A 1754-nucleotide genomic window follows, 5' to 3' on the forward strand; every position below is an offset into this window, starting at 1 on the left:
TCTCGTAAAGAGCTTGCCAACGCCATCCGCGCACTCAGCATGGACGCCGTACAAAAAGCAAATTCCGGCCACCCGGGGGCCCCTATGGGCATGGCGGACATCGCCGAAGTCCTGTGGCGTGACTACCTCAACCACAACCCGACTAACCCGCACTGGGCTGACCGCGACCGTTTCGTGCTCTCCAACGGCCACGGCTCCATGTTGATTTACAGCCTCCTGCACCTCACCGGCTACGACCTGCCGATGCGCGAGCTGGAAAACTTCCGTCAGCTCCATTCCAAAACCCCGGGCCACCCGGAGTATGGTTACACCCCGGGCGTTGAGACCACCACCGGCCCGCTGGGCCAGGGTATCGCCAACGCCGTCGGCTTCGCCATCGCCGAACGCACCCTGGCGGCGCAGTTCAACCGCCCTGGCCACGACATCGTCGATCACCACACCTACGCCTTCATGGGCGACGGCTGCATGATGGAAGGCATCTCGCACGAAGTCTGCTCCCTGGCCGGCACCCTCAAGCTCGGCAAGCTGACCGCCTTCTACGATGACAACGGCATCTCCATCGACGGCCACGTCGACGGCTGGTTCACCGACGACACCGCCCTGCGTTTCGAAGCCTACGGCTGGCACGTGGTGCGCAACGTCGACGGCCACAACCCGGACGCCATCAAGGCCGCGATTGAAGAAGCCCGCAAGGTGACCGACAAGCCGTCGCTGCTGATGTGCAAGACCGTTATCGGCTTCGGCTCGCCGAACAAGGCCGGCACCCATGACGTGCACGGCGCCGCGCTGGGCGCCGCCGAAGTGGCCGCCACCCGCGAAGCGCTGGGCTGGAAATACGCCGCCTTTGAAATCCCGCAGGACATCTACGCCCAGTGGGACGCCAGGGAAGCCGGTCAGGCCAAAGAAGCGGCCTGGAACGACAAGTTCGCCGCCTACGCCAGGGCCTTCCCGGAACTGGCCGCCGAGTTCAAGCGCCGCATGAACGGCGAGCTGCCGGCGGACTGGAAAGCGGACGCCAAAGCGTTCGTGGAAAAACTGCAGGCCAACCCGGCCAACATCGCCAGCCGCAAGGCGTCGCAGAACGCGCTGGAAGCGTTCGGCAAGGTGCTGCCGGAGTTCCTGGGCGGCTCCGCCGACCTGGCGCCGAGCAACCTGACCATGTGGTCCGGTTCGAAAGCGCTGAACGTTGACCCGGCGGGCAACTACATTCATTACGGCGTGCGCGAGTTCGGCATGACCGCCATCACCAACGGCATCGCGCTGCACGGCGGCTTCCTGCCGTACTCGGCGACCTTCCTGATGTTCGTGGAATACGCCCGCAACGCGGTGCGCATGGCGGCGCTGATGAAGCTGCGCAACGTGTTCGTCTACACCCACGACTCCATCGGTCTGGGCGAAGACGGCCCGACCCACCAGCCGGTGGAGCAGCTGGCGAGCCTGCGCGTGACCCCGAACATGAGCACCTGGCGTCCGTGTGACCAGGTGGAATCGGCGGTGGCGTGGCAGTACGGCATCGAGCGCAACGACGGCCCGACCACGCTGGTGTTCTCGCGCCAGAACCTGACCCAGCAGCCGCGCACCGCAGAGCAGCTGGCGAACGTGTACCGCGGCGGCTACGTGCTGAAAGACTGCGCGGGCACGCCGGACGTTATCCTGATTGCCACCGGCTCCGAAGTGGGCATCACGGTGGAGGCGGCGGACAAGCTGACCGCGGCGGGCCGCAAGGTGCGCGTGGTGTCGATGCCGTCGACCGA

The 1754-nt window shown here is 65.8% G+C and carries 1 protein-coding gene; it reads left to right on the forward strand.

Annotation, left to right across the window (positions count from 1 at the left end; all coding sequences use genetic code 11):
• On the forward strand, window positions 1–1754 hold a 1754-nt coding region (gene tkt / locus CAG11_RS32870), incomplete at both ends, for a transketolase (RefSeq protein WP_218191893.1).

The sequence above is a fragment of the Pseudomonas sp. B6(2017) genome, assembly GCF_002112765.1.
Classification (GTDB): Bacteria; Pseudomonadota; Gammaproteobacteria; order Pseudomonadales; family Pseudomonadaceae; genus Aquipseudomonas; species Aquipseudomonas piscis.